We start from the raw sequence: 25,415 nt of genomic DNA, 5'->3' as shown, positions 1-25,415 counted from the left end.
GCTACCGATGTATTGTTGAACGCGAAATGTACAGCAAAGATCAACACGCCCTAATAAAGCGATTCACGCACTAATAAAGTCAATAATTAAGGAACCCATATGAGTATTTGGAAAAAGCCCGTTGACCTAGATACCTTCAACGCGACCTCAAAAAATACCTTAATTGAGCACCTCAACATTGTTTACACAGAAGTAAACGACAATTCCTTAGTGGCAACCATGCCGGTTTGTCATTTTACGCACCAACCGCTGGGCATGCTTCATGGCGGCGCATCGGTAGTTTTAGCTGAAACGCTTGGCTCATTGGCGGCTAATTTCTGTGTACCAGAAGGCTACTATTGCGTTGGTCTGGATATTAACGCAAACCACGTTCGCTCGATGCGTGAAGGCCATGTTATCGGTACTGCTGAACCTATTCACCTGGGTGTCTCTACCCAAGTATGGCAAATCAATATCACTGACGAGCGTCAACGCTTAGTTTGTACGAGTCGATTAACGATTGCCGTGAAGAAACATAAGCGATAATCGAGTAGGCAGCAGTTAACTGTGTTCTATTTAGAAAATAGTAATTTGTATTTAAAAGAAGTAGCTAGAGAAACCCATGGTCATAACGTTTAAAAGTGGAAAAGTTATCGCAACCGCACATGAGCTGGTTGTTCGTTTAGATGGTGAACATAGAGTCACGCTGCAAGCACAAGTTGATGCGATTCAATTAATTGGAAAAGGGGCAAATGTCATTTCGGCGAATGGCTCTGAGTGCAAGTGGTCAATTAAATTAGATAATGAACAACAGCTTCGTGACATCGCCAATGAAATCGGCTGCGATGTGATGTAACCGTATGCTGCAAAAGTACTTAGCCATTCTGTTTGAATAACATCTTGGGACGTCACACCCAATAATTCGCAATAAAAACACGTCAGTAAGATTGATTTTACGTCTTAAAATAGGGAAACTGAATTTAATGTCCTTTGAATAAGTTTTCCTCTTTATGAGCAGCCCAAGACTTCGCGTTCAATTTGAAACCCTGTTTGAATACTTCGATGGTAAAGATTCTGATGTTCAGCTCGATGACATAACAGATGTACTCTGTTGTACGCGCCGTAATGCAAGAATGGTACTCAACAAACTTGAAGAACAAGGTTGGGTAGAATGGTTACCGGCGGCTGGCCGAGGTAAGTTATCTCAACTTATCTTTAAGCAGAATCGTTGCGATGTCAGTGAAAACTTAGCGAGGCGGTACTTACAGGAAGGTAAAATTGGTCAGGCGCTGTCAGTGCTTGACCACAATGCTGCCAAGCTTACTCAGGTTATTCAAAACTATTTGGGTGTTCAATATCAAGAAGGTGAGCAGGTCATTCGTTTGCCTTATTACCGACCGCTCTCAATGCTTAACCCGACAAAATCGATGCGACGTTCAGAGCAGCATATTGCCTGCCAAGTCTTCAGTGGGTTAACGCGATTGGATGAAAATGATCAGTTACAACCCGATCTTGCTCATTCATGGCAAAAAATCAGTGACTATCAATGGCGATTCTTCTTAAGGCCGGGTGTCCGTTTTCATAACGGGGAGCCTCTATTAACGAATCATGTTGTCGACACGCTTCTTGCGCTCGAACCTCTCAATTTGTTCTCGCATATTAAAGATGTCTCTTCACCCGCAAATTGCGTGGTCGATGTCTTCTTAACGCGTCCAGATAAGTATTTCCCACTCGCGCTCACGGAGTCGGTCGCTAAGGTCACTTTACCGATGATTTTACGTGGCGAAGACTACGATATTCGACCAATTGGTACGGGGCCGTATCGCATTGAGAAGAACGATGAGAAGCAACTCGTACTAACGGCTTTCAACGGATACTTTGGTTTCAGGCCGTTGATTGATCGCGTTGAGGTTTGGGTGGTTGATGAGGCGTATTCTTCTATGGTTTACCCAAGTCTTTCGAAACCGGTAATGGCCGACCGTGGTGATAGTGATGAAGTAGAGCTTGATCCCGGTTGTACGTATTTACTGTTGAATAGAAAGAAGGGCATCGCACAAGATCCCGCATGGGCGGAGTTTTTGTCTAACGCATTGAATGCAGCTGATCTGTTTGTTCATATTCCAAAAGAGACCGTCATCGATTTGGGCGTTCTACACGCCTATGGGATAAAACCTGGTTGGTATGACATAAAGTTAAACACGCCAGTCTGTCCACCAGCAAATGCGAAACCAACCATTAGATTGGCCTACCAATGCCAACACCCGATGTTCCCAACACTTGCCAAAGCGATTGTCACCGTGTTGAAGCAATATAATGTCGATGTTGAGCTTATCGGTTACGAAACCGATCCTCCACACGCCGATAATGTCGATATTTGGATTAATCCAATGGGTATCGCTAACAACAGAGACGATGCATTGGCCGGCTGGTTAATGGACTACAGTTTTCTTGATGAATCTAGCCCAGCTGAAGACTTCGACCAATGGTGTCACATGATTGATCGTTGGCGTTCAGGTGAATTCGAGCAATTCCCAGCAAGACAGTTAGGTAAACAACTAGTCCAAAGCAATCAATTGATCCCGATGTTCCATTGCTGGTTAGGCGTCAATAAAGATCAATGTGGTACGTTGCAAAACGCGAAATGTAATGCATTAGGTTGGTTCGACTTTAGCCAAGTTTGGGTGAAGCCTGACGTTGATTGAAATCCAAGAAAACTCAATTAGGACCAAATAACTCATTTAGGAAAAACGATGCAAACTCTGATGGTTACATTTATTACGCTGGTGGCATTTGCTGCGAATTCAGTTTTGTGTCGCTGGGCCTTAATGGATCAAACGATCGATCCTTTGAGCTTTTCGATCGTTCGCATCTTATCTGGTTCGCTTACGCTTCTGATTTTATTAACTTTGTCTTCCCAATCTAAAGCTAGACGTGTGTTAACAAACAACACATCGCTATACACAAGGCTAAAATCACAGTTTCAATTCACGTCAATACTGTCACTGCTAGTGTATATGTTTGGTTTCTCGTTTGCTTACTTAGAGCTCGGCGCAGGTCTTGGTGCTCTGGTGTTGTTTGTCGCAGTGCAATTTACGATGATTGCCGCGCACCTGTTTTCTGGAAACAGAATGTCGCTCATTGAGTGGGGCGGGTGTTTGTTATCTGTGGCAGGGCTTGTTTATTTGTTAATGCCAACGGAATCGACTCAAGCACCCGACTTAGTTTCTATTATCTTGATGTCTCTGGCCGGAATTGGGTGGGGCATTTACACATTGGCAGGAAAGAAATCGTCAAACGCACTGCAATCGACAACCGCTAACTTTGGATTCAGCTCGCTAGTTATCCTTGTGGCATTGAGCTTATTAGTTTTAATACCTAATGCATTAACGCAAGTGTCTATCACTGAGCAAGGTTTGATTTACGCGGTTATATCGGGCTCTGTGGCTTCTGGTATCGGTTATAGTTTGTGGTATTACGTAGTGAAAAAACTGAATACCGTGGTTGCGTCTATTGCACAGCTTTCTGTTCCAGTTATCGCGACACTTGGTGGCGTATTACTGTTATCTGAACCTGTCACTATGCAATTTATAGTCTCATCAACCGTTATACTTCTTGGGATAAGCTTGGTTCTTGTCGCACCTAAACTTAAGAAATAAAGAGTTCAATCATTAACTTCTATGGCTAAACCAAACAAGAAACAACCGACCAAGACGGTTCAGATTTTCTGTGCCAAATGCAAAACGCAGCTTTTTAAGTATCGGAAAGGTGGCAAAGGTGCACTCGTGAAATGTTTTAAGGAGCGTATCGTTGAAGATTTCACGACAAAACCATGTGTGTGCCCTGAATGCGGGATTGAATTTGCGCGAGACACTTTGGTTCGAGGTACGCCAGCCTACAAGTTTGTTGGTGGCAAGGTAACGATGAAATAACCCGTCACGATGAAACGACCAATCATTATAAACGAGAAAATAATGTTGAAACTAAAAATGCCACAGCACAGTTTGTGTGTGGCATTTCAACGTTGCTTTTGATACTCAGAGTAAAGAATTGAGCTCAGTAAGCTCTGACACGCCCTTGAAGCTTAAGAAGTAATAGCGAAACAATTGCGCCCGTCGTATCACACAGCATATCTTTCTGTGCATCCCAAATATCGCCTTGTGAACCAAGGAATGCGATACCTTCATCACCACCTGCAATCTCCGCGTACCACCACTCGATGATTTCATAACCTGCAGCAACACTCATGATCGCAAATAACGCAAAGAAACATGCAAGCACCGGTTGAGCCAGTTTTTTACGAATCAAGTACTCAGCGAGTGGGTAAGCATAAAGGCCAATAGAGAAATGCGCGACACGGTCAAAGTTATTCCGTTCTGAACCTATCATGTTATTGAACCAATCAAATGGCACTTCTGCGAAGGTATATTTCGCGCCTATCGTATGCAAAATTAGCCAGATAAACATTAAAACGTAAGCTGTCTTAGTGAAGGTGAGCTTTGTTGATAACCACCAGATTCCCACCAATATCGCAAGCGCTGGGACAATTTCGGCAATCCATACCGCTCTTGAAGAGGGAGCAAACGCTGAAAATAGAAACATAATCAGATACAGCGTCGTCAATGACAGTAATGGTCTATTTTGAGCAAGTGGCGTAATTGTCATCATCAGATCCTGTATTAGTTTCATGTATAGTTACACAATAATGAACAGTGTTCAATTGTGCTCTAATCACCATATTTGTTGAAAACCGGCGTTATCGCCCAGTATCTAGACAAACGGTTGCGAGAGTTTCACAAAAGTTTGATTTACAACAAAGCGATCCTTAAAATCGCTCTATTACTACATAACAAGAAAGAAAGTCATGAAACTGGAAACTGTCGATTACCTTGCTGACGACGCAGCAGAACAATTTGTTCGCTCTCTACGTGAAACTGGTTTTGGTGTTCTTAAGAACCACCCAATCCCGAAAGAGCTTGTTGAGTCAATTTACGAAAACTGGTACCAATTCTTCATCTCTGAAGAAAAAGAGAACTTCCACTTTAATGTTGAAACACAAGATGGATATTTTCCACCTTCAGTGTCTGAAGTTGCTAAGGGCCACACTGTAAAAGACATCAAAGAGTACTTTCACGTATACCCATGGGGTCAAATCCCTGAGCAGCTGAAAGAACAGATTCTAGATTACTACCAACGTGCGAATGCTTTTGCTCAAGAGCTGCTAGGTTGGGTTGAAGCTCATGCTCCTAAAGAAGTACAAGAGAAATTCTCTATTGCGTTATCAGAAATGATCAACGGCAGTGAACAGACTCTGCTTCGTGTTCTTCACTACCCACCAATGCAAGGTGATGAAGAGCCAGGTGCAATCCGCGCTGCGGCACACGAAGACATCAACTTACTGACGGTTCTTCCTGCTGCAAGCGAGCCGGGCCTTCAAGTTAAAGCTCAAAATGACGAGTGGCTAGATGTTCCATGTGACTTCGGTAACATGATCATCAACATCGGTGACATGCTTCAAGAAGCATCTGGTGGTTACTTCCCATCGACAACTCACCGTGTAATCAACCCATCAGGTGAACGCCAAGAGAAGTCTCGTATCTCTTTGCCTCTATTCCTTCACCCGAAACCAGAAGTAGTGCTATCTGAAAAGTACACAGCAAACGAATACCTAATGGAACGTCTAAGAGAGCTTGGCGTTATCTAGTCAGTTCAATGCTTCGTCCCTAAAATTGGGATAGATGTGAAAGGTCAGCTAAGTCGCTGACCTTTTTTGTATCCGTACCAAAGAATTGCGGCTTTATTACTCACGGTTGTATTCAACGAAATGGTACTCAGTTTTGACGATAAAAGGTGCCTTTAAGCCAAACGTTAGAAAGTTGTTTGTCCTTAAGCTCGACAAATCTTAGAAAATCGCTTTCAATTAAAGAAGATACGCAACGGATGCGAAACAGGTTACTTATAGTATCCACAGTTCTAGAAATCCATTAATTCAGAGAAGCTAACTGAGTCAACTATGTCGAATTATCAAGATGTGAGAGCAAACTTTCATTGCCATATGGAAAACCCATTGCTTTGGCCGATAATGGAAGTGCTTAAGCAAAAGCCAAGCGGATGGAAAGTACACACATTGGCAGCTCATCTGAACGATCTTGGGTTTGTGCCAGTGTTGGATGCTGTGCCTGAGAAAGAGTTGTTTAAAAAGAACTTCCTTATCATGAATGCGCTTTATCAGCTTCAAGAAACCTTACACCCAGATGGTTGGCTCCAAGTCCAAGCGATGGACATCGAATTGATGAATGGTCGTTATCACGGAAGCAGTCACAGCATCGATCATCAAGACCCACTTCGAGAATACTACATTAATTGGGTTAACTATGAAGCGGATGAAGGTGAAGTCAAAAGGCTGTTGAACGAATTTTGGACTCGGTATAGAAAGTATGTGGGTGGTGATGAACTCGATATGGATCGAAGTCGAGCATTGAACCTGTTTGAGTTACCTTTAGGCGCGACACACCATGAAATTAGAAAACGTTGGCGACAACTGGCATTGAGATGGCATCCGGACAGAGACGAAGGCAACACCGCAAAATTTCAGACGCTCTGTGAAGCATGGCATGTATTAAGAAGCTCATAATCGACAGGCATTTCTAGCTGTCTAATTGCTCAGAACCCTAAAACGGAAAGCCCCACATTGTGAGTGATACAAGTGGGGCTTTGTCGTCATTACGTTATGTTTTGGGTAACTACGTTATGTGCTGTAGCGACTTAAGTTATTGGTGTTAGGAGTGATCTTTGCTCTCGCCACTTTTATGTTCAAAGGCATAGTCGAGTACTTTACGGATATAAGGCGCACCGACTTTTGAACCGCCGTTACCGTGTTCAATGACCACAGTTGCGACATATTCAGGGTGTTCATAAGGTGCGAAAGCCGTGTAAAGCGCATGGTCGAGTAAATGCTTAGCCAACTTTTTCGAGTTATAGACCTGATCTTTCGCAAGATCAAAGACTTGTGCCGTACCTGATTTTCCGCCGCTAGTGTAGCTAGTTCCCTTAAATGCGCGCCTGCCGCTACCTCGGCTGCCGTGGTTTACGAGTCGCATCGCATTGATTGGCACATCCCAAATTCTATCCGGTACTTCGGTGATTGAGGGCATTGGATCCGGTTCGACAAGTTGTTGTGTACTGAAATCTTCACCATGATCTAAGGTGGCTCTTAAGATATGAGGGGGCATCACCTTACCATGATTAACTAATACTGACGTTGCTTTAGCAAGTTGCATAGGTGTCGATGTCCAATAACCTTGGCCAATACCAATCGGAACTGTGTCACCCTGATACCAAGGGGTGCGATAACGCATCATCTTCCATTCTCGAGTCGGCATGTTGGCGGTACTTTCTTCATAGATATCAATCCCTGTCGGTTCACCAAATCCAAATCGGTTCATCCAACTTGAAATTCGGTCAATACCCAAATCGAAAGCGGTTTGATAGAAGAATGAATCTACCGACTCTTCAATGGCTTGAGTGACATCGACAGGTCCGTGACCCCAACGTTTCCAGTCACGCCACGATTTGGAGTTTCGTTTAGAGCCAGGAATTCTCCAAACGCCATGGTCGTTACGGATGGTATCTTCAGAGATGACATGTTCTTGCAGTCCTGCCACAGCCATAAATGGTTTAACGGTTGAGGCAGGAGGATAAACGCCTAGAGTGGTGCGGTTAACCAACGGGTGAGCCGGATCATTCAATAAACGTTGGTAGTTCTTACTCGAAATGCCGTCGACAAATAGGTTAGGGTCGTAACTCGGGCTTGATGCCATCGCCAACACGCTGTTGTCTTTCGGATCGAGAATAACCGCGCTTCCAGTTCGGTGATCAAGTTGCTCAAAGACGTATTTTTGCAGCTCAAGGTCAATATTTAACACGATATCTTTACCAGCTACTGGCGGCACGTACTCAATGGTTCGGACTATTCGCCCACGGCTGTTTACTTCGACTTCTTGATAACCTTTGGTGCCGTGCAGAATATCTTCGTAATAACGTTCAACACCCAGTTTTCCTATGATTGTTGTAGCTTGATAATTCGCTTCTATCCCTTGTTCTTCAAGCTTTCTGAGATCGCTATCATTGATGTGCGCCACGTAACCAAGAACATGGGTAAGCACCTCACCATTCGGGTAAAAACGCTTTAAGCTGGTATCGATAGATAAGCCGGGGAACTGGTACTGGTGCACGGAGAACTTGGCGATCTCTTCCTCCGTTAAGTTCTCTAGAATAGTCACAGATTTAAAACGGCGGGTGTTGTGATAGCGTTTTTTGAAACGAGCGATCTGCTCTGCATCACGGGGGACATATTTGTCTAGCTTGGTGAGCATTGCATCGACATCATCGGTTTGCTCAGGAATCATGGTTAGATCAAAGACAAGCTTGTTCTCTGCAAGCAACACGCCGTTACGGTCGTAAATAAGTCCACGAGTAGGGGCGATAGGTAATACTTTGATTCTGTTGCCATCGGCACGAGTTTGATAGCTTTTAAAATTTTCAACTTGAAGTCGGTATAGATTGCCGACTAAGACAAGAGTGAACATCAAGATCCCACAAAACGCGACGATTACGCGGTTTTTGAATAGGTTCACTTCGATTTTATGGTCACGCATCTTAACGCGTTTATGATTCATTGAAGCCTCAAGGGTCTGTTACATTTGGTTACACTTGTCGAATCGGGACTTTATCTGAATATCACTAGGGTTTTGTAAAAGCAGTGTCATGTTTTGAGGGATCGACAGCATTAGATGGCGGTAAACAGTGCCTTTAATTTTCTCATTACAAAAGATGATAAGTAATTGATGTAAAGATTGGTTTTATGAATTTATAAAGTTCAAGAGTTTTGACGACACTAGAGGTTAGGTCAAAAGAGGTTAGATAAATTTACGGCCCTCAGAATGAGAGCCGTAGAAGGTTAATTTGCTTATTTAGTGGCTTAGAAGCTTTAGTAAATTAGAATATTAAAACTTCAAAAACCTAGAAGCACAATAAATCCGATATTTAACGAAATCAGTTCGAAGGCTTGAACTGAGATTTACGCATACGGTTCAGAGCAGCCATCACATCTAACGTTCTTGGTTTCGCTAGGTCACCGTAGTTAGGCATGTTAGCGTGCCATTCGTTTTCTAAAATAGCGTTAAACTCTTTAGCAGGGTTGTTTGACCAACCTGGAGTTTGTGCGAATTGGAACCAAGCCCAACCGATCGCATTCACTTCAGACGGTGATTCTAATTGCTCAAGCGCAGAAAGGTCTGCAAACTCTTTACCAAAACGCAGTGACTCTTTGCCTTTAGCATTAACACGGAATTTACCGTCAGTCAGAATGTTCATCAGTGAAGTACGGTTCAATGAACGCGGTACAAACGTTTCTAAAGTAGTTTCACATTCGTTAGTACGCTGAGTAGGGTGCTGAGCAATCACGTCTTTTGCTTTTTCAGTCACATCTACCGCTTGGTAGTCGTGCATTTGAATCACAGTGTTCGCGACATCTAGGTAATCACCAGAGCCACCCATTACAACAATGGTAGAGATATCCATCTCTTCACGAAGCTGACCAATGCGGTCGACAAGTGGTGTGATTGGCTCATCGCCTTTTGACACTAGCGCTTGCATACGCTCGTCACGAATCATGAAGTTAGTCGCTGACGTATCTTCATCGATAAGTAGAGTTTGAACGCCGGCTTCAATCGATTCTTGTAACCAAGCCGCTTGAGACGTAGAACCTGACGCATCTTGTGTGCTGAAGTCAGATGTGTCTTTCTGCATTGGTAAATGGTTGATGTAGTTTGACAGGTTCAAGCTGTGCACACATCGACCATCTTCAGCGCGGATCTTCATCGTATCAATCGCAGTTACAATGCCTTCGCGACCGTCACCAGGAATATGGTTGTAGATAGAACGTTCAACGGCGTTCAACAGAGTCGATTTACCATGAAAACCACCACCAACGATTAGCGTAATGCCTTTTGGAATACCTAGGCCAGTCACGTCACCTTGGTTTGGTGTGTTTAATGTAACGCTCAACGACTCTGGAGCTGCGAAAGGCACAGCGTCTTTCATCGGCAGGTCACAGTTACCCGCGATACGCGGTAGTACACTGCCGTTTGCAACGAACGCCGCTAGGTTATTTTCGTCCAATTGAGCACGCAGTGCTTCTTGGTCTTCAATCGTTTCACAGTGCTTAATCATTGCATCGATGTTCAACTCACGCTCAAGCGTTGCGCGACGAATAAACTTCGGTAAGTAGAAAGTGATGATGTTGTTCGCTTTCTTAGCAAGAATGCTACGGCCATCAGCAGGTAGGTTGATACGGAAACGAATTTCGATACCGTGTTCTGTGAAAACAACGGCCGTATTGTCTAATACGGTTTGACCCGTCAGCGCGATAGAAACGGTCGACTCTTGTTTCGCGAACTCAGAGAAGCTACGTGCGATAAAGTCACGAGCGGCTACTTGGTATTCGTAAGATTTTTCTTTCAGCCAATCTAACCCGGTCAAAGACCACGCGCGCGTTGCACGAAAACGAGAAGCTGACGCGTATGGGTCACCTTGGATGTGGTCGATGTGTAATTCAAAATCAGCAAAGTCGTATTGACCTTTAATTTGTTGATATGCACGGTAGTTTTGTTTTTCGAGCTTTTTAAGCTTTGCAGTCAACTGATCCATAACGAGGAATGCCTATATAAGGGGAAAGATAAAAACAGAAAGGCGGCGATTATAAAAATCACCACCTTTAGAGTAAAGAGAAAGTAGGCCTAAATCCAAAACTAACTGCTCTTTTTCGCTTTAAGCGTAACGAGTTGTCCCCAAATAGTTTTGATTGATTAAGCTGTGTTCGAATTCTTGGCTCGGCATTGGTCTTCCGTAAAGGTAACCTTGGCCCACATCGCAGCCTTCGTTAATAATAAATTGCTCCTGAACCTCCGTTTCTATGCCTTCAATCGTCACTTTTAAGTCGAGCTTTTTGGCAATTTGGACAATAGAACGAACAATTTCCGAGTCTTCGTGTGAGTTGAGCATTTGGTCGATAAAGCTCTTATCAATCTTAATGGTGTCGAATGGGAACTTCTTCAGATAACTGAAGGAGGCGTAGCCCGTACCGAAGTCATCTAGTGACAATGTAACGCCAATATCGTGCAAAGATCCCAAGGTATTCTTGGCAACCACTTCATCTGCTATCAGTCCACTCTCCGTAACTTCAAGTTCTAAGAAACGAGGCTCTAAATGATAGGTTTCGAGTAGGTGAACCACTTGTTCCGCAAAGTGTACGTTCTTGAGTTGAATTGCAGACACATTCACAGCCATCTTGAAATCTTCAACGTATTCGGACCACTCTTTGGCTTTTTCAATCGCATTGCGTAAAACAAAGCTGCCCACTTCGAAAATCAAACCGTTTTGTTCAGCCATGTGGATCAGGGTTTCGTTAGAGATATCACCCAAAACAGGATGTCGCCAACGAAGCAAAGCTTCAGCACCGACCCAGCGATGCGTCAACGGGCTAACTTTGGGTTGAAAGTAGAGCATAAGGTCATCATTACGAACGGCTTGAAGCAAATAGCCTTCGATCTTATTAATGTGAGTTTGTTCTTCGGTATGGGATTGAGAGTAGTAAGCGAACTTTTGTCCTGAATCTTTGCAGGCTAACATCGCTTCAGAAGATTTCTGCAGAATGCTTTCCGCGTCATCTTCGTCGTTCGTAATTGCAATCCCAATAAACGCGTGCAAATGCACTTTGTCACTTTCGATGTCGAATTCTGAATGACCAACTTTAACGAGCGTCTGGCAAAGTTCTTCAAGGCGATGGTGTAAATCTTTAACGCTAAACGCCAATACGAGGTCAACCGAAGTAGGGCGTGCAGTTAATACATCGATATCAGAAATACAGTCGATGCGTTTTCGGTATTCAACAAGCACTTGGTCTAACGCGTTATAGCCGTAGCGTGCTTGTATGCGTCTACCGTTGGTAAAACCAATATGAACGACTGCAAATGAGCTGTCTGTCAGCCTTCTCTGTGACAGTAGCTTGTGGTTTAAGCGAGATTCAAATGCGTTTCGGTTTAAAAAGCCGGTGCCGAGGTCGTGATTTTTTTGGAAGTTAATCTTCTGTTCAGCCGCTTTTCGTTTATCAATTTCTTGATTCAACGAGTAATTAAGGCTCGCGAGATCTTTAGTGCGATTGTAAACGCGGTTTTTTAGGTCGCGATTCATTTGGGTAAGCTTGGCGTGTTGGAATAGGGTTTTAAGCTGAGATTCAATCGAAGTCCGAAAGCTCTCTAACAGTTTGATATAAGTAGGGGTGTAGTGATTCTCTTTCGAGTCCAAGATACAAATGGTGCCAAACAGTTCACCGTTAGGCCAAAGTAATGGAATACCACAATAGGAGACTAAGCCGAGTTTGATGTCTGGGTTGTTGTCCCACTTAGGATCGGCAAGCGCGTTAGGCACAAGAAGCTGTCGTTGAGTTTCCATCACTGTTTCGCAGTACAGCCCATTCCCCAGCGTTTCAGAATCACCTTTGTTGTATGGGTTGTTCTCGCTACGACTGGTTGAAAAAACTTCAATGTAATTGGCGTGAACACGCATGATTAGTGCTGCGGGCACTTGAGTAATTTGAGCTAAGAGGTCGACAATATTCTGCCAACCGTGCTCCATATCGTCTGGGATATCTAAATCGAGAGTTTTTATTTTCTTCATATGACTCCGAGTCAATTATGCTAAATGCATCAACACATCCTGTGTTAATTATGATGAACCAAAGAAAACTGTGAATCTTACGCTAACTAAGTATAAGAAATGTTGCACGAAAAAACCTCCGCAATTATGCAGAGGTTTTCAAATGTGAATCCGGGTCTCAGTAATGAGATAATTTTAGATTAAGGCTTTAACTTTATAAAATCTTCTGTATTAAGTTTCTGGCTATAATCTACCGATGGCTGAGCAAACCCATTTAATTGTAGAAATTCTTCTTTAAACCCTTGGTAATCCCCTAAGGTTTGGAAGTTATTTTCGTCCATCTTTTCTAGCAGTTCAGTTACGTGCGCTTGGGTTTCTGGGTCTAATTCCCAATCATCCATACGGATCAATCGCTCACCATCAAGTGGTACTTTGGATTGACCATAAAGTTTACTGCCAAACAGACGCTGCATTTGTTGGATACAACCTTCGTGGGTCTCTTTCTCTTTCATCACCTTATACAAAGCAAGTAAGTAAGGGCTTAATCCAGGGATGAAAACGCTCGCTTTAGTGACTAGGGCTTTACATACCGCCGCGTAAGCGTTGCCATCAAAGTTAGCTAACTCTAGATTAAGAGCGTGGCTGGTTTGGTGAAGGTCGATCTTAGCGCGTCCCAATGTACCGTCTAAATAGATAGGATGTGTGACTTCTGGACCCACATAAGAAAACGCGATGGTTTTACAACCCGGAGCAATAGATTCTGCGTTGATGAGCTCATCTATCCATTGTTCCCAATCTTCGCCTCCCATCACTTTGAGTGTGCTTTCGGCTTCTTCTTCCGTCGCGGCTTCAAGCGTGTTGGTGACCCAGTTGTCGTGTTCCAGAGAAATGGTTGCGCCAGTTACGCTTTCACCAATAGGTTTGATGGCAGAGCGCCAAAACTCATCGGAATCTGGTTTAGGACGAACGCCTGCAGCTAAGCTATAGATAATCAGATCCACTTCACCTTCGAAGTAGGTTTCAATGGCTTCGACAACTTGTGAGCGTGTTTCTTGCGAAAATGCGTCGCCAACGATGTTGATAGCAGTGCGTTGCTCTCGTTCGGCTTCTTTTTTGAAGTAGATGTTGTTGTACCAACCAGCACTACCTAGGGATTTTTCGTTTGGACCGCGCTCGAATGAGACGCCTATAGTGTCAGCTTTTGCGCCGCCAAAAGTAAGGGCAATACGAGCGGCAAGGCCAAAGCCCGAGGAAGCTCCGATAATCAGTACTCGTTTAGGGCCATCTTTGATTTGCGGCGCACTCTTAACAAACTTGATTTGTTGCTTTACGGCTTCTTGACAGCCAAGAGGGTGAGCGCTTTTGGCTACCACACCCTTGATAACAGGTTCGATCAGCATAAATAACCTTACAGTTAACGGTGATATGCACTCAGGCTAACGTAAAGCTGTGTAAAATTTATTGAGCTAGACCATTAAAACTTAAAGATACTGATATAATTCTTCGGCGACGAATTCAGCAATCCAAGGTTGAGCTTCTGGTTTTGGATGCAGTCCATCGTTCATCATCCACTCAGGTTTAAGGATGATATGCTCTAGGAAAAACGGCAAAAGTGGCACGTTTTGTTGATCAGCAAGCGCTGCAAAAACGTATTCAAATTGCTGGTTGTAACGCTTTCCGTAATTCGGTGGGATTTTAATCTGCATCATTATAGGTTTCGCGCCCGCAGCTTTTATCTGCTCAATGATTTGATCAAGATTCGCAGACATCAGCTTAGGTGGGAATCCACGAAGCCCATCATTCGCACCAAGTTCAATAAGAACGGTGTCTGGAGCGTGTTCTTCAAGCAATTGTGGTAGGCGGGCTAAACCATTGCCAGTTGTGTCACCAGAAATACTTCCGTTAACTACGGTTACCGTTTTGTCATGCTTTGCTAACGCGTCTGGTAACAAGCTTGGCCAACTCTGTTTGATGTCCATGTTGTAACCAGCACTCAAGCTATCACCAAGGACCAGTAACTTAGAATCTAACTCGGTATCTTGAGCCAAAGAAGCGGTTGAAAATAAAATAAAGAATAAAAAGGAAATTAGTCTAGTCATGCATACATCCATCATTAAAGCCGAGTCCGTTTCGAAGACAGTGTCTACTAATCAAGAACATTTAACAATCCTAGAGCATGTTGATATTGACATTCGCGAAGGCGAAACTGTCGCGATTGTCGGCACGTCTGGTGCAGGTAAATCGACCCTAATGACGTTGCTTGCCGGGCTTGATGTACCAACGAATGGCGAAATCAGTTTACTAGGGCAGTCACTTTCACAGCTTGATGACGAAGCTAGGGCGAAAATCCGAAGTGAGTCGGTCGGGTTTGTATTTCAAAGCTTCTTATTAATTCCAAGCCTTTCTGCGCTACAAAATGTCACGCTGCCTTGTTTGTTGAAAGGAGAAGACGAAGATATCGAACGTGCGACTGCTCTGCTTGAATCAGTAGGCTTGAAAGACAGGCTTGAACACTTGCCGTCTCAGTTATCTGGTGGTGAGCAACAAAGGGTCGCTTTGGCGCGCGCATTTATGATCAAGCCAAAAATCCTTTTTGCTGACGAACCAACCGGTAACTTAGACCAACAAACCGCAGCAAAAATCGTTGAACTATTATTTGAGCTGAACTCTTCTCACGGCACCACATTAGTATTAGTGACACACGATCCTAAGCTTGCGCAACGTTGCCAAAGAACACTTAAGATGCATGTCGGTCAGATAGAGGAAGTCTAAATTGAATTCATCAAACGGACTGAACAAACGCCTGTTCTCATGGAGTGTCGAAGAGATTCGACACGGTCAGTTGTGGCCAGTTTCCATAGCACTAACACTGATCATTGCGTGTGTTTTTGCATTGTCGGCATTGGCCGAACGTATGGAGCAGGTGATTGTTAAACAAGGCAAAGATGCGCTTACTGCCGATAGTGTGTTTATCTCAGCAAACCCAATCCCGCAATCCTTATTAGACCTCACTAAAGTTGAGCAATTTGAAAGCTCTCAGTTGACTCGTTTTTCAACCATGGCATTCAGTGACAACTCGATGCAGTTAGTGACGGTGAAAGCGGTTGAAAGTAATTACCCTTTACGCGGTGAGATGATCTTAGAGGGTGCAGATAAAGCATCCAGTAACCATGTGAAGCCGGGTGAACTTTGGTTAGACGAGCGAATATTCGCACAGTTAGAGGTTGAGATTGGTGACAATGTCACTATTGGCGATGCCGATTTAACGATAACTGGGCGAATCAAACAAGAACCAGGTTTGAGCTTTAACCCATTCCAACAAATGCCTGCTGTGCTAATTCATACCAGCGATATAGAGGCCACTGGAGCGATTCAACCGGGCAGTCGTGTTAGTTTTAGGCTGTTTCTAAACGGTGATGATACAAAACTGAAAGCCGCGCAAGAGAGTATAGAATTAACACCAAGCGATCGCTGGCGTACTCAAGATTCAGCCAGTCGTACCAACGACATGTTCGAAAGCACAACTCAATATCTTTCGTTAACCGTTGCTATCGTTGTGATCATGGCTGCGACCACTTTGGTACTCACGTGCCAACATTATGTTGCGAGTCGTCGCAAAACCATCGCGATGCTTAAGAGTTTGGGAGCAAGCAAGCAGTGGATCGTTAAATGGTTGTCAGTACAGGTATCTCTGTTAGTGGTTATCGGTGCAGTACTGGGAATTACCATCGGTATCGGCTTAGAGTTTTTGCTTCGTATACCTCTGGGCGACTTATTACCAACGCCACTTCCTAGCTATGGTATTGAACCTGCTATCTTGGCTATTTTATCAAGCATCTTAATTGGTGTTCCTGCTCTGGGTATTCCGTTAATTGGCTTGGTCAACACTTCTGCAATCAGCGTTATTCAATCAAGTCATCAGTCCAATGAAAGCTACAAGAAATACTTGTTGTTACTGGTACCGATTATTCCAATGATGCTGATGTATGGCGATAATCTATTGGTATGGATAGTTCTAGCGGGTATCGCTTGCCTGTTCTTAGTGCTCGCGATTGTCAGTACGTTTGTTCTGCGTTTAGTTGGCAAGCTGCCGACAACGACATCTATGCGTTTGGCATTAAGCCGAATTAATCGCACACCATTAGCAACAGGGATTCAATTTGGTTCTTTAGCGCTATCTTTGATGCTGCTATCGATCATATGGCTAGTGAGAAGTGACTTGTTGTCGGATTGGCAACAAACCTTACCTGAAAACGCACCTAATGCGTTTGCGCTGAATATTGCGAGCTATGAGAAAGACAGTTATCTCGAGACGATTGATGCAAACGAAGTAGAGCGTACTCAAGCGTTTCCAATTATACGAGGAAGACTCACAACCATTAACGGCGTTGAGGCGGAAAAATACAGCGAGACCTCAGAAGAAACAGATGCACTAAGCCGCGAGATCAACTTCACATGGGGAGATAGCCTGCCTGAGTACAATGAAGTGTTAGAAGGCAGCTGGACACAAGAGCAGGGCGTATCTGTGGAATCCGATGTCGCGGAGCAGCTGGCTCTAAAGATTGGCGATGAGCTTTCGTTCACAATCAACAGCCAGAATGTCTCTGCCCAGGTGAATAGCATCCGTAAAGTAGAGTGGCGAGAAATGAAGCCGAACTTCTACTTCATATTTACGCCAGATGTTTTGAGCTCTATTCCTTCTACTTGGCTAGTGAGCTTTAGATTAGAAGAGCGACACAATCAAATGCTCAATGAACTCTCTCGAAATCACCCAACCGTGAGTTTGATGGATATTCGTAAGATGGGCAGCAAGATCCAAGAGTTGCTCAAACAGATTGTTTGGTCGATAACGGTACTTGCGGCGTTAGGTGTGGTTGCGGGGCTGTTGCTTATCTTTACTTTGTTGAGATTGAGCTTATCTCAAAGACAACAAGAAATACGTTTATACCGAACGTTAGGCGCAAGTAAGAAGCGAATTCTCAATACTATTTGGTGTGAGTACGGTTTAATGGCGTTAGTCGCAGGCTCAATTGCAGCCCTTGGTTCTGAGCTCAGCGTGGCAGGAGTGATGAACTTTGGTTTTGAGTTACAACCTTCACTTCACCCGATGTTGTGGATAGCGCTACCGGTGCTAACGTTCATCACATTAGCCGCGGTAGTGAATAGCTTAATCAAACGTTTGTTGGCACCAGTAAACAAGGGTTTTGGTTAGTCATTAGCGTGATCTAACCAAATGCTTAAAACGGTTTAAAAGTGAGATTATTTGTATTTAGTCATGCACTATTTATAAGGCGTCGCTTTAGACCGTTTTTTATTTGACCAACGCGTAGCACAACTAGCAAATATCTCACCTTTATTTTCCAACTTTTTAGTATTTTTTAAAACTAATTGCGCAATAATGCCGATTTAATGAACAGTGGTTAGTCCCTGTAAACAAAGGGTTTGCGCAACTTAGCAAGAACGTTATCAACAGTTATCCACAAAAACGGTGGATAACTTTAGGGATAAGTTAACCTCTATGTTTTAAGAGTACTTAGGCAGCCTTTATGTGGCGTCACTTAGGACAAATTTGACTGTTAGAATAACCTTCAAAACTCTATCTGGAGTTATTGAGTCAAGAGGTTATTTATGTTTTTTACATAGATATTAAATCCCGCCTATCTAAGACCTTGATAAAAATGTGTTTTAATTCATCTCAGAACAAAAGTAGAATAGCGGCAGTTAATCTTATTCTACAGAACACGATGAACCACAACAAAACGGATACAAATCAACCTTCTATTGCCATTGTTGGTGGTGGTATTGCCGGAACCACGAGCGCTATTCATTTTAGTGAGCTGGGTTTTAAGGTCATTATCTTGGAAAAAGGGCCAAGTTTGGTTAATGGGCCACCCATTTGCCACTTGCACGCTGGCGGCAATTTGTATCGAGATATTTCTGTAGAGCAGTGTCTTCAGTTACTCACGCAGTCAATTGATACCGTCCGCTTGTTCCCTCATACGATCAATATTCGTCCTACAATCATCGCGGTTCCGCACAGTGATGGTGGAGAACCGTTGGATCTACTTCCTCGCCTTAAGATAATCAAGAACGCTTATGCCGAGCTTGTTAAACAAGATAAAAGCAACCAAGTGCTTGGTGATCCGGAAGAGTATTACAAGCTGTACAGCAAACAAGATTTATTAGCGCTTTCTGCGAAAACACAGCCTCTGAAACCCACATCGCTTGATGATTGGTGTATTCCTTTTGCCAAACATACCGATTTAGAAACCCTTAAGTATCCTGTTGCTATGGTTCAAGAGTATGGTTGGAGCGTATTCCGCTTATCTGCAACCGCTCAACTCTCTTTGGGGCAACAAGCAAACTGTACTGTGTTAACCAACAGCCGATTACAATCTGTTGAGTCGACAGGCCAAGCTTGGATTTTGACTTATACAGACGCCGAAAACCAAAGTTGCCAACTAACGACCGATTACTTGATCAATGCGAGTGGATTTGAAACGGGTATCGTGGACGACTTTGTTGGCTCTAAGCAGCAAAGACTTGTTGAGTTTAAAGCTGCATACGTTACAGAGTGGCCATCTTCACAACAATGTAAGGAAGAGTGGCCAGAGGTTATCTTCCATGGTCCTAGAGGCACACCGCAAGGCATGGCCCAATTAACGCCGTATGCTGATGGTGTGTTCCAACTTCACGGTATGACAGAAGGGATTACTCTGTTTGAGGGTGGTCTTGTTTCTTCATCAACAGATTCGTCACAGCCACAGTTACCTTCGAAGCTTCTTAAGAAAATCGTATCGGGTTGGAGTGAAGAGCAGCTTGAATTAAGAACTCGTGCTGCTATAAAGCATATGTCTCAGTTCATTCCAAGTTTTCTCTCTGCACAGGTGGGCGGCAAGCCGTTGTTCGGTGCTCAACAGATTCCGGGAACCGATCCTAGCTTACGAGCTTCAGACGTTTCATTCTGTGGTGATCGCTATGCTCGACTTGAAGTAGTAAAAGCGTCTTCAACGTTAGAGGCGGCGCAAAAAGTTGCTGAGCAATGGTTTGATATTGCGGAGGCTGTTTCGATTGAAGAGACCCACCCAGTGACACTGTCACTTAAGTTAGGTGATATTGAAAATAGAGCGATAGGTTTAACTCAAGAGCGCGGCTACCCAAATGCTCTTGCTAAGGTATCAGGGCAAGAACACGGTTAAAATTACGCTAATTCGCCTGGCGCTTAAATCGCGATTGTCTTGCCAAAAGCAAAGTCCAGCTTGCTGCCAACAGTAAGCTGGACTTTTAGTTTATACGTCTTGATCGAGTGGCATTTATCTAAAGGTGCGCATCAATAACCGAAAAATTGCGCCCACTGACACCATACATCTTGTAAGCCCAGCCTGTCGCCTTTACTAAACGATATTTCATGTCCAGGCTTGGCTTGTGCTAAGCGTGGTAAGTCGATTCTCGCGACGCAACCAATCTTCGGGTAACCACCAATGGTCTGCCTATCATTTAGCAACACGATAGGCTGCCCATCTTGGGGGATTTGAATAGAGCCCAAGGCGATACCTTCTGACAAAAGCGAAATCTCAGGCGAGGCGACTGGGTCGCCACTAAGTCGATAGCCCATCCGATTAGAGTTTTGATCAACGTGATACTGTGCGTTATACAAAGTCTCTTTTGCTGACTTCGAGAATAGCTCGCTTTGATAACCTTCAATAACTCGTAGGTTCACGGGTAGGTTGTAATTAGGTGTGTATCGGAAGGTGACACTCAGTGCTTTAAATGGGCGAGATAGTTGGTGTTGGGTAAAAGCTATTTGTTGCCCTTGCTGGCATGGCTCTCCATCTTGTGTTAATCCACCAATCTTTTCACGAGTCACTGTAGAACAGCTATGAAGAGTTAATGGAACATCGAAGCCACCCTTAACGGCTAAATACGCCCTTAGACCATTTTTAGGTAAACCAAATGAAAGAACTTGCCCTTCGAAAGCTTGAAAAGTACGCCAGTTAGATAGTGGTTTACCATCGAGCTTAGCTTGTAAATCGCCACCACATAATGCCATTTCGCAATCAAAATCGATTCGCAACGCGCATTGCCCAAGCGTAATTTCCAATACCGCTCGGTTTACTGGGTTTCCCAATAAGTGATTGGCCCAGCTATAAGAGTAATCATCAACCGGACCTCCTTGTGTCAATCCAAGGTGAGCAACACCAAATCGCCCAAAGTCTTGAATTAGACTCAACGGTCCGGGCTTAATCACTGTCAGTGTTGGTTTAGCTATTGTTTTAACCATTAACGGCACCTCCACTAATCGCCATAAACCTAAGCTCAATAAATTCTTGTTTTGATATCGCGGTGAAACGAACGGTGTCACCGACATTAAGTAGTGATAGTGGCGTTTGCGTGTTACCAGTGTTCTTCAATTGGCTGTGCTCAAACAACGGCAGCGGGCAATTGCCAATAATATTCCAGCCACCCGGTGAATCCGAAGGGTACACAGCCGTTTTTGTATCCGCGATGGCGATACTGCCTTTCGGTACATTTAAGCGGGGTGTGGAATGACGGGGCAAAGCAAGCTCATTAACCACATCAGACATAAACGCAAAGCCAGGCGTAAACCCAATCGCACTGACGCTGTATGTCTGTGAGGTGTGGTATTGAATAATATCGTCCAGAGACAGGCCTTTGTCTTGATACCTGTCTAAATCGAGCGCCGTTTCGGGTGAATAATAGGCAGGAAGATCAATAGTATTACGAGTGTTACTCACATTAGAGAAAGACGATAGAGAGTGATTCAACAAATCATTGAGTTGTTGAATGAACTGATGTTCTGAAACTCCGTAAGGTAAGTAGTCAACCAGAACGGTGTGGTAAGCCGGTGTCACATTCATCAACACTGATGCTAAGTTTTGGCGAATAGCATCGGAAAAATGAGCCATGTACTGCGCATATTCAGCACTAGATTGTTTATTTGAAGGCGATAGCGTCAAGGTGACCAAGATACTACATTCTGCGACTGGCACTATATTGAATTCAATCTGATTCGTCATCATTTCGTTTCCATACGTTTGTTTGCTTACCTTTGGTTTGATTACTTGGCGTGTCTAACTTCCGTGTCCAGGAGCTAGATTTTATGAGCTATTGGTTAGGCGAGCGATTAAGCCGTGCGCCCTACACATCACACGCGCTAGTTAAAAGCATTTAGGTCTTGTCTGATTTTTCTAATTAATGCGATGGATTGAGGGTTATCGCCATGGACACAGATGGTATCCGCTTCAATGGGTAGCCTTTCACCTTCAATGGTCGTGACAGAACCATAGTTAATGATTTGCATGACTTGGTTGTAGATGTCGTCTTGATTGACGTAAACCGAGCCTTTTTGAGTTCGCGGTGATAACTGTCCGTTATTTAAATAGGCACGATCGGCAAATGCTTCAAATAAGAGTGGCAAGTCGTGATCGTCAGCAATATCCAAGTATTGCTGATTGTCTGATGAAGAGAGAATCATCAAGGGGATGTTAAACTCAGCGACCGCTTGGGCAACAGCGTTGAACACATCGATATTTGCCATCATATCGTTGTAAAGGGCACCATGAGGTTTCACATAGCCAACAGAGGTATGGTGATAGCGGCAAAGCGCTTGTAGTGCACCGACTTGATAGCAAACCAGTTCACTGATTTCATCCATGGTATGGGGGATAGAGCGACGTCCAAAACCAACTAAATCTTGATAACCGGGGTGAGCACCAATTTGAGTATGATAGTGCTGAGCCAGTTTAATGGTCTTGGACATAACGTGTGGATCGGAAGCGTGAAAACCACAAGCAATGTTCGCCATATCAACCCATTCCATGACAGATTCATCATCGCCCATCTTCCAGTTACCGAAACTTTCTCCCATGTCGCAATTAAGCAGAATCTTCGTTGTCACGTGGTGTTAATCCTTTACGTTGTTGTATCTAAAGACGTTCGTATAAATGACAGAATTAAACAGTGACCTAACTCAAAGTTTTGCGGTTATGAATTTATTAGTACAGCATTTTATATATAGTCTATTATCAATAAAAACATTAATATTTGTCTGTATATTAGGTGAGCGTATGATTTCCCGACCAGTTTGCTTAGGATTAGCATTGACCACACCAGCTTGTGTAATGGCTCAGGAAAACTCTCTAGATCAACTCATGTCAATGAGCCTTGAAGAGCTATCTATGTTAGATGTTGAAATGGAAACAGCATCTAAGGTTACTCAAAAACTCACAGATATTCCCTCGTCTGTATATGTACTTTCAAACGAGCGAATTCAGCGCAGCGGCGCAAAAAGTATCGCTGAAGTTTTAAAACTCGTACCGGGTTTAAAAGTTACTAAATTCAATGAAACATCTTGGTTTGTCTCTACAAGAGGATTTCATGATGGTCTCTATAACAAAATGTTGGTGATGATGGATGGGCGGAGCCTATTTAGCCCTGTCTATGGTGGAACTTATTGGTCCGACGTTGATTACGTACTCGCTGATATTGACCGAATCGAAGTACTAAAAGGGCCGGGTGGTACAATTTGGGGAGGCAATGCTGTCAACGGCGTCGTAAATATCATTACTAAGTCTGCTAATGATACACAGGGGACTTATCTCTCTGGTGTCGCTTCTAATACGGATAACTATGAGTTTAGCGTTCGTCAGGGCTTAAGCTTGAACGACAATGTGAACGCTCGTGCGTTTTATAAGTACCGAGAAGAACCAACGTATCGCACAAACGAATCTGAAAAATGGAAAGCGCAAACTGCTGGTATGGTGTTTCAACCGAGCAATACCAATGAAAGTTGGTCATTACGTATAGGCGGTGAAAAAAGCTTTTATGAGTCTGAGCTGTACACGTTCCAGTATGACAACTCAGGATCGTTTATCGAATCAGAATCCAATGATTTCGATAACAAGAGTCAATCTTTTTACGTCCAATTTAACGACTCCCTTCATTTTGAAGAAAATTCGACACTCTCGTATTCGCTATGGGGAGAGTATAATGAGGACAATGCGCCAGACGCCCCGGGAAGCTATTCCACCATCGATTTTGACTCTACCTATATCAGCCAGTTATCGGTAAACCATCAAATGACACTCGGCGGTGGATTGCGATACGTGTATCTCGACTTCTCTTCAAGCCAAGTTTCTGACGTCGATTGGTATAACCCAGATTACTACGGTCGAGCTTATAACATTAAATCAGCAAATGACTATATTGCGAATGCTTTTGTTCAATCTCAAATTCAATTGACCGAAGCACTATCTATTACGGTTGGCGCCAAGGTAGAACACTTTACACAGAGTGATTCGACGGAACTTTCACCTCAACTGCGCGGTTTATACAAGTTAAATCAACGTCACTCTGTCTGGGCGGGACTAAGTCGTGCGGTCGTTGCGCCTTCTTATATGGATTCAAACTCCACATACTACTTCAACAGTTACTATGCCGATTCAAATGACAGTTACCTCGATGTCTATAAATCGAACTCGAACCTAGAAACAGAGAGTGTCATTACAGCTGAGATGGGATATCGCTATTCTAACAATTCAAACTTCGAGCTCGATGCGACGATATATTTAAGTGAACATGACAACCTTCGCTTCCATAGTTATGACGCTAGCGATATCCCCGCAAATCATGTCTATGTCGGCGCGTTATCTGACGACTATAAAGCGAAAACTTATGGGTTAGAGTTGGGGGCGAGTTATCACCTAACTGAAGATCTAACCAGCTACCTAAGCTACGCTTACACAACGCTAGAAGGTGAAAATAAAGGTGATGACCCTAAATCTAGCCCTCAAACGAGTGTTTATTACGATATTGATAATGAACATTTAGCTACGGCACAGTTGATGTGGAATATCACCGATAGTTGGCAATTCGATGTGATAGGCCAGTACATTAATGTGAATTACCCAGACTATTGGGTAGCGGGTGATGGCACTCAATATGAATGGCAATCTTACCCGCATGAAATAACCTTTGATGCGCGTCTCGCATGGAAAAAATCGTCCGCAGCGCCTTTAATTGAAGTGGTTGTTGAAAACATAGGTAAGAGTGACGGCTATCAAGCTGAATTCACATCTCAGAAAAGCGTCAATCAAGAGTCGGTGTATGTGAGGGTCTCTCATGAATTCTAAATGGCTTAAGCACCGCATTAAGCTCTGCTTCACTAAATTAAGCCTGGCCGCTTTGACTATGCTTATTGTGCCTTGGAATACATCGGCGGCTAGCTTCAAACCGCATGAAGTTAAAGCGGTGTACCTGTTTAGAATTGCGAACTTTATTCGTTGGAATGACGAAAGCACAATGAATGTTGTTAACTTTTGCGTTATTGGCGATAAAAAAGTAAGCAAAGTACTAGCGTCAATTACAGAAGGGAAATCTATTCGTTCACTCGATATCCGAGTTCAACAATCGGTGGCGCCTAAGTGTGATATCACCTATCTATCTGATCTGGATAATAACGAATTTAGTAGCAATGCACACTCACCCCATACTGTCACGATCAGTGATATTCCTAACTTTACGGATATGGGAGGTATCATTGAGTTAACGCACATTGATAACAAGCTCAAACCTAAAATCAACTTAACAAACGCGAGACGTGGTGAATATATCATCGGTTCAAATTTGTTACGAATCGCTATAGTGGAGGGGCTTTGTTTCCTAAATCAGGGAACTAATGCTTAAAGCTACGATCAGATCAT

21 protein-coding genes are annotated in these 25,415 nt (G+C 43.6%); 12 read left to right on the top strand and 9 right to left on the bottom strand.

Annotated elements, in window-relative coordinates; genetic code table 11:
• The first annotated feature begins 99 nt into the window (after positions 1-99).
• The 5 genes from ACED45_RS20545 (at position 100) to ACED45_RS20525 (ending at position 3,908) form a co-directional block, all read left to right on the top strand.
• Positions 100-525 carry a hotdog fold thioesterase gene (locus ACED45_RS20545; RefSeq protein ID WP_004730936.1) on the top strand — a complete coding sequence of 142 codons (426 nt, stop codon included), beginning with the start codon at positions 100-102 and terminating at the stop codon, positions 523-525.
• Between the two features lie 76 nt (positions 526-601).
• Positions 602-835, top strand: a complete 234-nt coding sequence (locus tag ACED45_RS20540; protein ID WP_004730938.1) for a DUF3389 domain-containing protein — start codon at positions 602-604, stop codon at positions 833-835.
• Positions 836-989: 154 nt separating this feature from the next.
• Positions 990-2,681, top strand: a complete 1,692-nt coding sequence (locus ACED45_RS20535; protein ID WP_017079218.1) for an SgrR family transcriptional regulator — start codon at positions 990-992, stop codon at positions 2,679-2,681.
• 48 nt (positions 2,682-2,729) lie between these two features.
• On the top strand, positions 2,730-3,635 hold the full coding sequence (locus tag ACED45_RS20530; protein ID WP_371714900.1) for a DMT family transporter: 906 nt from the start codon (positions 2,730-2,732) through the stop codon (positions 3,633-3,635).
• 21 nt (positions 3,636-3,656) lie between these two features.
• Positions 3,657-3,908, top strand: coding sequence for a hypothetical protein (locus tag ACED45_RS20525; protein ID WP_017060071.1), 252 nt, complete (start codon positions 3,657-3,659; stop codon positions 3,906-3,908).
• Positions 3,909-4,032: 124 nt separating this feature from the next.
• On the opposite strand, the gene ACED45_RS20520 is transcribed toward ACED45_RS20525, so the two are convergent.
• Positions 4,033-4,641 carry a DUF2238 domain-containing protein gene (locus ACED45_RS20520; protein WP_371714901.1) on the bottom strand — a complete coding sequence of 203 codons (609 nt, stop codon included), beginning with the start codon at positions 4,639-4,641 and terminating at the stop codon, positions 4,033-4,035.
• A 199-nt stretch (positions 4,642-4,840) separates the two neighbouring features.
• On the opposite strand from ACED45_RS20520, the gene ACED45_RS20515 reads away from it, so the two are divergent.
• Together ACED45_RS20515 and ACED45_RS20510 are read left to right on the top strand one after the other, a co-directional pair.
• Positions 4,841-5,680, top strand: a complete 840-nt coding sequence (locus tag ACED45_RS20515; protein ID WP_017060073.1) for an isopenicillin N synthase family dioxygenase — start codon at positions 4,841-4,843, stop codon at positions 5,678-5,680.
• Positions 5,681-5,989: 309 nt separating this feature from the next.
• Positions 5,990-6,610, top strand: coding sequence for a DNA-J related domain-containing protein (locus tag ACED45_RS20510; RefSeq protein WP_029235236.1), 621 nt, complete (start codon positions 5,990-5,992; stop codon positions 6,608-6,610).
• A 145-nt stretch (positions 6,611-6,755) separates the two neighbouring features.
• Here ACED45_RS20510 and mrdA read toward each other — a convergent pair whose 3' ends face one another.
• The 5 genes from mrdA to ACED45_RS20485 all read right to left on the bottom strand — a co-directional run bounded on the left by mrdA (position 6,756) and on the right by ACED45_RS20485 (position 14,792).
• Positions 6,756-8,654, bottom strand: a complete 1,899-nt coding sequence (gene mrdA / locus ACED45_RS20505; protein WP_371714899.1) for a penicillin-binding protein 2 — start codon at positions 8,652-8,654, stop codon at positions 6,756-6,758.
• A 376-nt stretch (positions 8,655-9,030) separates the two neighbouring features.
• The gene (locus tag ACED45_RS20500) at positions 9,031-10,686 is read right to left on the bottom strand and encodes a P-loop domain-containing protein (RefSeq protein WP_371714898.1); all 1,656 of its coding nucleotides are present in this window, start codon (positions 10,684-10,686) and stop codon (positions 9,031-9,033) included.
• A gap of 120 nt (positions 10,687-10,806) precedes the next feature.
• Entirely contained in the window at positions 10,807-12,714 is a 1,908-nt protein-coding gene (locus ACED45_RS20495; RefSeq protein ID WP_017060077.1) for a sensor domain-containing phosphodiesterase, read from the bottom strand.
• Positions 12,715-12,893: 179 nt separating this feature from the next.
• Positions 12,894-14,093 (bottom strand): enoyl-ACP reductase FabV, encoded by a 1,200-nt coding sequence (fabV, locus tag ACED45_RS20490; protein ID WP_017067782.1) that lies wholly within the window; start codon positions 14,091-14,093, stop codon positions 12,894-12,896.
• An 81-nt stretch (positions 14,094-14,174) separates the two neighbouring features.
• Positions 14,175-14,792 (bottom strand): arylesterase, encoded by a 618-nt coding sequence (locus tag ACED45_RS20485; protein ID WP_076657240.1) that lies wholly within the window; start codon positions 14,790-14,792, stop codon positions 14,175-14,177.
• Here ACED45_RS20485 and ACED45_RS20480 point away from each other — a divergent pair.
• From ACED45_RS20480 to ACED45_RS20470, 3 genes are all read left to right on the top strand, one after another.
• Positions 14,791-15,465 carry an ABC transporter ATP-binding protein gene (locus ACED45_RS20480; RefSeq protein WP_371714897.1) on the top strand — a complete coding sequence of 225 codons (675 nt, stop codon included), beginning with the start codon at positions 14,791-14,793 and terminating at the stop codon, positions 15,463-15,465. The two genes, ACED45_RS20485 and ACED45_RS20480, sit on opposite strands and share 2 nt — an antisense overlap.
• Position 15,466: 1 nt before the next feature.
• Complete coding sequence (locus ACED45_RS20475; protein WP_371714896.1) at positions 15,467-17,905, top strand: ABC transporter permease; 2,439 nt, start codon at positions 15,467-15,469, stop codon at positions 17,903-17,905.
• Positions 17,906-18,437: 532 nt separating this feature from the next.
• Positions 18,438-19,892, top strand: a complete 1,455-nt coding sequence (locus tag ACED45_RS20470) for an FAD-dependent oxidoreductase (RefSeq protein ID WP_371714895.1) — start codon at positions 18,438-18,440, stop codon at positions 19,890-19,892.
• Between the two features lie 131 nt (positions 19,893-20,023).
• On the opposite strand, the gene ACED45_RS20465 is transcribed toward ACED45_RS20470, so the two are convergent.
• From ACED45_RS20465 to ACED45_RS20455, 3 genes are all read right to left on the bottom strand, one after another.
• Positions 20,024-20,974: a biotin-dependent carboxyltransferase family protein gene (locus ACED45_RS20465; RefSeq protein WP_285954496.1), complete on the bottom strand. Its 951-nt coding sequence runs from the start codon at positions 20,972-20,974 to the stop codon at positions 20,024-20,026.
• Complete coding sequence (locus ACED45_RS20460) at positions 20,967-21,734, bottom strand: 5-oxoprolinase subunit B family protein (protein ID WP_371714894.1); 768 nt, start codon at positions 21,732-21,734, stop codon at positions 20,967-20,969. The genes ACED45_RS20465 and ACED45_RS20460 overlap by 8 nt, the downstream gene beginning before the upstream one ends.
• A gap of 134 nt (positions 21,735-21,868) precedes the next feature.
• A complete protein-coding gene (locus ACED45_RS20455; RefSeq protein ID WP_017095551.1) occupies positions 21,869-22,612 on the bottom strand; it encodes a 5-oxoprolinase subunit PxpA in 744 nt (247 codons plus the stop codon).
• 169 nt (positions 22,613-22,781) lie between these two features.
• Between ACED45_RS20455 and ACED45_RS20450 the strand changes: the two genes are divergently transcribed.
• Positions 22,782-24,845, top strand: coding sequence for a TonB-dependent receptor plug domain-containing protein (locus ACED45_RS20450; RefSeq protein WP_371714893.1), 2,064 nt, complete (start codon positions 22,782-22,784; stop codon positions 24,843-24,845).
• Positions 24,835-25,398, top strand: coding sequence for a YfiR family protein (locus ACED45_RS20445; RefSeq protein WP_371714892.1), 564 nt, complete (start codon positions 24,835-24,837; stop codon positions 25,396-25,398). The genes ACED45_RS20450 and ACED45_RS20445 overlap by 11 nt, the downstream gene beginning before the upstream one ends.
• Positions 25,399-25,415: the final 17 nt, after the last annotated feature.

Source organism: Vibrio crassostreae (genome assembly GCF_041439375.1).
Taxonomy (GTDB): Bacteria; Pseudomonadota; Gammaproteobacteria; order Enterobacterales; family Vibrionaceae; genus Vibrio; species Vibrio crassostreae_D.
The sequence above is the reverse complement of the archived record's forward strand: the minus strand, read 5'-3'. Positions and strand labels throughout refer to the sequence as shown.